This is a genomic window from Shinella sp. M31 (assembly GCF_049199205.1).
In the GTDB taxonomy this organism is placed as follows: domain Bacteria; phylum Pseudomonadota; class Alphaproteobacteria; order Rhizobiales; family Rhizobiaceae; genus Shinella.
The window spans coordinates 57,204-63,228 of record NZ_JBLZPH010000154.1 but is presented as its reverse complement, the minus strand read 5'-3'; the positions used below and the strand labels follow the sequence as shown (position 1 = coordinate 63,228).

The following is a 6,025-nucleotide window of genomic DNA, read 5'->3' as shown; positions in this document are numbered from 1 at the left end:
CGTCGTTCGACTGGTTGGAGCCGGTGACGCCGAAGCCGCCGAATTCCGCCGCCAGCGCCTCGCCCTTGCCGGACGACGAGAGCACGCCGATCTTGAAGCCATCCGCCGCCAGCCGTCGTGCGGCTTCCGCGCCCATGCCGCTGCCGCCGGCGGTGATCAATGCGACCTTCTGTTCTGCCATCGGACTATCCTTTCCCGAATGATTGATTGCCCGCATTCTGGCACGGCGACCCTAGCCGCGACCAAACAAAAATGCGCCGCTTTTCCTGTAGAAAATCTATTGCATCAGATACCTTTGAACGCCGCGCTCTCCTGCAGAAGCCAGGTGCGCACGGCATGGACGGAAGCGGCATGCCGGGATTTTCGCGGCGCGACGACGTAGAAATCTACCCCGACCCGTAAATGCGTGCCAAAAAGCGGCACGAGGCGGCCGGCCGCGATATCCTCCTCGATGAAGAAGCTGCTGGCGAGTGCCAGCCCCTGCCCGCCGATCGCCGCCTCCAGTGCAAGCGAGGTCTGGTTGAAGCGGATGTTCTTCGCCGCCATGACCGGCGCAGACTGGCCCAGGGCAAGCTCCAGGAACTGCGGCCAGAAGTTATGCGCATCGTGCAACAGGGCATATCGGGCGAGATTGCCGGGCAATTCCGGCGCGCCGAATTTGTCTATGAGAAGCGGGCTGCCGAGCGCGATCACGACATGTTCGAACAGCAGATCCGCTTGCAGGCCAGGCCCGAAAGGCGGGCGGCCGTAGCGTACGGCGAGATCGACGGCATCGGTCTGAAAATTGGCGATCCTGTCGGTGGCGAGGATGCGCAGGTCGATGTCGGGATGCGCCGCCGTGAAGTCCGGCAGGCGCGGGATCAGCCACTTCGAGGCGAAGGTCGGGGTGACGCTGATGGTGAGATGCTGCGGCTCCGGCCGCAGGGTCTCCGTCGCCTCGGAGATCAGTTCGAAAGCACGGCGGATGCTGCCGACATAGCTGCGTCCCGCTTCGGTCATCGCCAGAGTTCTGGGGTGACGTTCGAAAAGCTTCAGGCCGAGTTCCGCCTCCAGCCCGCGGATCTGCTGCGCCACCGCGCCCTGCGTCACGCCAAGCTCCTCCGCCGCAAGCCGGAAATTCAGATGCCGCGTCACGACTTCGAAGACGCGCACGCCGTTGAGGGACGGCAATTTTCCGATGCGGTCGGCCATGACGGGAATCCGGAACGAGAACGTGGGTTTCCCTCATAACAGATTTTCTATCGCATGGGAAAAGAGGAACTCTTTCGACAGCATCCGGGCCGCATGCTAGAAAATCGCAAACACACGCAGCGGAGCAGATCGTGACGGCAACCCTTCTGGCGAAAATCTGGGAACAGCTGGGCGTCGCCGCGACCAGCCGCTCGCCGTTCAACTTCCTCCAGCTTGCCACGTCGGGGCTCGACGGCGCACCGCAGCTGCGCACTATCGTGCTGCGGCGATGCGATGCCGGCCGCGGAACGCTGTCCTTCGTCACCGACATGCGCTCCCCGAAAATCCGGGAGATCCGAAGCGATCCCCGTGTCGCCCTTGTCGGCTTCGACCCGGCGGCGTCGGTTCAGCTGCGCCTGTCCGGCGAAGCCGTGATCAGCGATGATGAAGCAGCAAGGCTGGAGATGTGGCAATCGCTTCGGGAGAGAACGCTGATCCTGTTCGACGCGCCGCATGCGCCCGGAACCGTTCTCGATGACAACGGCCAGCCGTTGCAGGCCGGTGAACCATCGGATGAAGAGGCCTATGCGCGTTTTGCGCTCGTCACCGTGACTCTGAACCGGCTCGAATGGCTCGACGTGTCATCGGAACACCATGTCCGCTACGCTTTTGATCGGGATGGCGCGACTTGGCGCGGCGCACGGCTAGCGCCGTGAGTTAACGCCGAGGCGTCACCTCCACTCGTAGGCCTTCGCCGATTTGTACGGACGTTCGGAGATGAAGGCTGCGGGGTTTTCCACCTTGGCGACATAGTCCGCCGCATCCGCCTCGTCGTTGAACCCGACGAACACCATCAGCATGGAGCGCGCGGCCGGGTGCCCCTTCTTGCGATAAGAGAATTTGACGGCGCAGTGCGGGTATTGCGTATCAAGCGCCTGCGCCGCCTCGCCGGTCAGGGCGATGAACTGGCCGAGCGCGAAGAAGCGGTCGATGGCGGCGAAGGCCGCGGCCTGTGAAATCTGGCGGTTGGCATCGTCTGCACCCGGGCGGCCGTAATAGAGGCTGTCCGTCTGCCCCTTGCGCCGCTTCGTCTCGTAGACGACGAGAGTGCCGGCCGCGGCCAGTTCCAGGTGCACGTCGAAGGTCTGGAAGAGGTCCGGATTGCGGTCCAGCTCGGCAAACAGGGTGCGCAGGTCCGCGATAGTGTCGGCGTAGAAAGAAACGGTCATCGGCTTATCCGGTCACAAAGTGCCGCCTGCCTAGCATGCAGGCCTGCCGCAGCAAACGGTTTTAGGCACTATCGCGCCGAAAACCCGCGCTGGCCGCCAGAAGACCCCGCGTATAATCCTGCGTCACCCTGCGGGCGGCAAGATCGCCGGAGGCGAGCTCTTCCACGGCACGGCCGCTCTGCATGACCATCAGACGGTCGCACATATGGGTGACGACGGCGAGATCGTGGCTGACCATGACGAAGGTGAGGTTGCGGGTGGCGCGCAGCTGTTCAAGCAGGTTCAGCACTTCCGCCTGCACCGAGGCATCAAGCGCCGAGGTCGGCTCGTCGAGCAGCAGGATGGATGGTTCGAGGATCAGCGCGCGGGCAATCGCCACACGCTGGCGCTGGCCGCCGGACAGCTGGTGCGAATAGCGGAAGCGGAAGCTCGATCCGAGCCCGACTTCATCGAGCGCCCGCACGATGCGGCCTTCGGTGTCGGCAAAGCCATGGATCGCCAGCGGCTCCAGCAGCAGCCGGTCGACCGTCTGGCGCGGATGCAGCGAACCATAGGGGTCCTGGAAGACCATCTGGACCTTGCGGTAAAAAGCCTTGTCGCGCTTGGCTCCGAGTTTTTGACCATCGACGGTGATCCTGCCGGAGGAAACGGGCGCAAGGCCGGCGACGGCGCGCAGCAGCGTCGATTTCCCCGAGCCGGATTCACCGACGAGACCGAAGGATTCGCCTGGCGCGACCGTCAGGCTGACGTCGTCGAGCGCCACGAAGTCGTCGTACTCGACGCTGAGGCCGTCAATGGCGAGAGCCGGCGTCATGTTCTCCACTCCGGTTTGCGGTCGAGCACCGGAAGCGGATGCCGGTCTGCGCCGATCTCGGGCATGCAGTTGAGCAGGCCGCGCGTATAGGGATGCTGCGCCTCGGAGAGTTTTGCCGCCGGCAGCTCCTCGACGATGCGGCCGGCATACATGACGATGACGCGGTCGCAGAAGGACGATACGAGCCGCAGGTCATGCGAGATGAAGATCAGCCCCATGCCGCGCTCGGCGACCAGCCGGTTGAGGATATCAAGCACGTCGAGCTGGACCGTCACGTCGAGTGCGGAGGTCGGCTCGTCGGCGATCAGCAGTTCGGGGCCGGCGATCAGCATCATGGCGATCATCGCGCGCTGGCCCATGCCGCCGGAAACCTCGTGCGGATAAAGATCGAAGACGCGCTCGGGATCGCGGATCTGCACGGCGGCGAGCATGTCGAGCGCGCGTTGGCGGGCCTCGGCCTTGCCGACCGGCTCGTGCGTGCGCAGCGTCTCGACGATCTGCCGGCCGATGGTCATGACCGGGTTCAGCGAATATTTCGGATCCTGCAGGATCATGGCGATGCGCTTGCCGCGCAGCGCCCGCCGCTCGGCCTTCGAGGCCTTGAGAAGGTCGATGCCGTTGAAGTCCAGCCGTTTGGCGCCGATGATGCCGTGTTCGGCGGTCAGGCCCATGATGGCGCGACCGGTCTGCGACTTGCCGGACCCACTCTCGCCGACGATGCCGAGCCGTTCGCGGCCGAGCGTGAAGGACACGCCGCGCACCGCCTCGATGACGCCCGTGCGCGTCGGGAAGGTGACGCGCAGGTCTTCGACGTTGAGAAGCGTACTCATTGGCCGCTCCCGCGCGGATCGAGCGCATCGCGCAGACCATCGCCGAGCAGGTTGAAGCCGAGGCTGACGATGAGGATGGCGACACCCGGAGCGGCGGCCACCCACCACTGATCGAGGATGAAGCGGCGGCCCGACGCGATCATCGCGCCCCATTCCGGCAGCGGCGGCTGCGCGCCGAGCCCGAGGAAGCCGAGGCCGGCGGCCGTCAGGATGATGCCCGCCATGTCGAGCGTCACGCGCACGATGAGTGAGGAAATGCAGAGCGGCATGATATGGCGCAGCACGATGCGCCACGGCGACGCGCCCATCAGCTGCACCGCCTGAATGTAATCGGAATTGCGCACCGTTAGTGTCTCGGCGCGTGCGATGCGGGCATAGGGCGGCCAGGAGGTGATGGCGATGGCGATGATCGCATTGCCGATGCCCGGCCCGAGCGCGGCAACGAAGGCGAGCGCCAGAACGAGTTTCGGGAAGGCGAGGAAGATATCGGTGATGCGCATCAGCACCGCATCCACCCAGCCGCCCGCATAGCCGGCGACCGTGCCGACGAGAAGACCGATGGGCGCGGCGATGACCGCGACCAAAAGCACCACCTGCAAGGTCAGCCGCGAACCGTAGATGAGGCGTGAGAGAATGTCGCGGCCCTGGTCATCCGTCCCGAGCCAGTGCCCCGCTCCAGGCGCGAGCAGCCGTGCCTTGGCGAGATCGCCGATATAGGGCGAATGGGGCGCGAGCAACGGCGCGAAGATCGCCAGGAAGACGAGACCGAGAATGATGACGAGGCCGATGACGGCAAGCTTGTTGGCGGTGAACCGCCGCCAGGCGACATAGGCACGGCCAAGCCGCGCCTGCAGGCGCGATTGCGGCCGGTCAGTCAGGAGCCATTCGCGGCGGGTCATGGTGGTCTCGCTCATCGGGACCTCGTTCGGGGATCGAGCATGCGGTAGAGCACGTCGGAGAGCAGGTTGATGGCGATGAAGACGGAACCGATGACGATGGTGCCGCCGAGCACCGCGTTCATATCAGCGTTTTGCAGGGAATTGGTGATGTAGAGGCCAAGGCCCGGCCAGGCGAAGACGGTCTCCGTCAGCACCGAGCCTTCGAGCAGGCCGGCATAGGAAAGCGCGATGACGGTCACGAGCGGCACCGCCGCATTGCGCAACGCATGGCCCCAGATGATGCGGGTCTCCGACAGGCCTTTCGCACGCGCGGCGACGATATATTCCTGGCCAAGCTCGTTCAGCATGAAGGAGCGCGTCATGCGGCTGATATAGGCGAGCGAGAAATAGCCGAGCAGCGAGGCTGGCAGGATGATGTGCGAGACGATATCCCGGAAGGCTGCCCAGTCGCGGTTGAGGATCGCATCGAGCAGGAAGAAGCCGGTGATCGGCGTAAACGTATATTCGAACACCACATCGATACGGCCGGGGCCGGAAACCCAGCCGAGGCGGGCATAGAAAACGAGCAGCGTCAGCAGGCCGAGCCAGAAGATCGGCACTGAATAGCCGACGAGACCGATAATGCGGACCACCTGGTCGGTGAAACTGCCACGGCGGACGGCGGCGAGCACGCCAAGCGGAACACCGATCAGCGCGCCGATGACCGTGCCGACGGTGGCAAGCTCCATCGTCGCGGGAAAGACCCGGCGGATATCGGTCATGACGGGGTTGGTCGTCAGCACCGAGGTGCCGAAATCCCCGCTGAGCACGCCCTTCATGTAAAGCCAGAACTGCTGGTAATAGGGCAGATCCAGCCCCATCTCCAGCCGCACGCGCTCCACCACATGGGCGGGCGCCCGGTCGCCGACGATCGCCAGCACCGGATCGATCGGCACCACGCGGCCGATGAAGAAGGTGACGGCCAGCAGGCCGAGATAGGTGGTGGCGACGACCACGAGGAAACCCGCCACCGATTTCAGCCTCGCGGAGGCGCGCCGGTTGGCGCGCCTTGCAGGCTTCTGACTTGCAACAGTGCTCAAGGAG

Annotated in this window: 8 protein-coding genes; 1 reads left to right on the top strand and 7 read right to left on the bottom strand. The window is 64.7% G+C overall.

What is annotated here, in order from left to right; translation table 11 throughout:
- Together ACOZKU_RS25430 and gcvA are read right to left on the bottom strand one after the other, a co-directional pair.
- Positions 1 to 181 (bottom strand): SDR family NAD(P)-dependent oxidoreductase (locus ACOZKU_RS25430; protein WP_421581244.1); only part of this gene is annotated, 181 nt, incomplete at its 3' end.
- 104 nt (positions 182 to 285) lie between these two features.
- Positions 286 to 1,191, bottom strand: coding sequence for a transcriptional regulator GcvA (gene gcvA, locus ACOZKU_RS25425; RefSeq protein ID WP_421581243.1), 906 nt, complete (start codon positions 1,189 to 1,191; stop codon positions 286 to 288).
- Between the two features lie 131 nt (positions 1,192 to 1,322).
- On the opposite strand from gcvA, the gene ACOZKU_RS25420 reads away from it, so the two are divergent.
- Positions 1,323 to 1,886: a pyridoxamine 5'-phosphate oxidase family protein gene (locus tag ACOZKU_RS25420; RefSeq protein ID WP_421581242.1), complete on the top strand. Its 564-nt coding sequence runs from the start codon at positions 1,323 to 1,325 to the stop codon at positions 1,884 to 1,886.
- Positions 1,887 to 1,901: 15 nt separating this feature from the next.
- Here ACOZKU_RS25420 and ACOZKU_RS25415 read toward each other — a convergent pair whose 3' ends face one another.
- The 5 genes from ACOZKU_RS25415 to ACOZKU_RS25395 form a co-directional block, all read right to left on the bottom strand.
- The gene (locus ACOZKU_RS25415) at positions 1,902 to 2,399 is read right to left on the bottom strand and encodes a hypothetical protein (protein WP_421581241.1); all 498 of its coding nucleotides are present in this window, start codon (positions 2,397 to 2,399) and stop codon (positions 1,902 to 1,904) included.
- A gap of 61 nt (positions 2,400 to 2,460) precedes the next feature.
- Complete coding sequence (locus ACOZKU_RS25410; protein ID WP_421581240.1) at positions 2,461 to 3,213, bottom strand: ABC transporter ATP-binding protein; 753 nt, start codon at positions 3,211 to 3,213, stop codon at positions 2,461 to 2,463.
- Entirely contained in the window at positions 3,210 to 4,043 is an 834-nt protein-coding gene (locus tag ACOZKU_RS25405) for an ABC transporter ATP-binding protein (RefSeq protein WP_421581239.1), read from the bottom strand. The genes ACOZKU_RS25410 and ACOZKU_RS25405 overlap by 4 nt, the downstream gene beginning before the upstream one ends.
- Positions 4,040 to 4,957 carry a nickel transporter permease gene (nikC, locus tag ACOZKU_RS25400; protein ID WP_314091382.1) on the bottom strand — a complete coding sequence of 306 codons (918 nt, stop codon included), beginning with the start codon at positions 4,955 to 4,957 and terminating at the stop codon, positions 4,040 to 4,042. Before nikC ends, ACOZKU_RS25405 begins: the two co-directional genes overlap by 4 nt.
- A complete protein-coding gene (locus ACOZKU_RS25395; RefSeq protein WP_421581238.1) occupies positions 4,954 to 6,021 on the bottom strand; it encodes an ABC transporter permease in 1,068 nt (355 codons plus the stop codon). The genes nikC and ACOZKU_RS25395 overlap by 4 nt, the downstream gene beginning before the upstream one ends.
- Positions 6,022 to 6,025 lie beyond the last annotated feature (4 nt).